This is a genomic window from Weissella sagaensis, assembly GCF_005405285.1.
Lineage (GTDB): Bacteria > Bacillota > Bacilli > Lactobacillales > Lactobacillaceae > Weissella > Weissella sagaensis.
In genome coordinates this window covers 1-381 of the sequence record NZ_BJDT01000026.1, presented here as the reverse complement: position 1 = coordinate 381, position 381 = coordinate 1, and the positions used below count along the sequence as shown (strand labels likewise).

Genomic DNA, 381 nt, shown 5'->3' with positions numbered 1-381 from the left:
CGGTGTATTTTTTCGGCTCAATTTAATTGATATGATCAATATAAATGAATTTAAAAATTTACAATTATGATTCAGTTTTCAAAGAACTAATTAACAACCCGTAGGTTGTTAATGGAGAATATCGGGATCGAACCGATGACCTCCTGCTTGCAAAGCAGGCGCTCTCCCAGCTGAGCTAATTCCCCATATCATGGGACTGAGAGGACTCGAACCTCCGACCTCACCCTTATCAGGGGTGCGCTCTAACCAGCTGAGCTACAGTCCCAGATCGACTCTTTCGATTGAGTGTAAGCCACTCAAAACTAAATATCGTTTCGTATAGATGTGTAGGTTCCGATTTTCCTTAGAAAGGAGGTGATCCAGCCGCAGGTTCTCCTACGG

Annotated in this window: 2 tRNA genes; both read right to left on the bottom strand. The window is 43.3% G+C overall.

The features are described from left to right. Positions 1 to 112 precede the first annotated feature (112 nt). Positions 113 to 185: transfer RNA gene (locus FFM55_RS09740), tRNA-Ala, on the bottom strand. A 6-nt stretch (positions 186 to 191) separates the two neighbouring features. After that, a tRNA-Ile gene (locus tag FFM55_RS09735) sits at positions 192 to 265 on the bottom strand. Between the last annotated feature and the right edge of the window lie 116 nt (positions 266 to 381).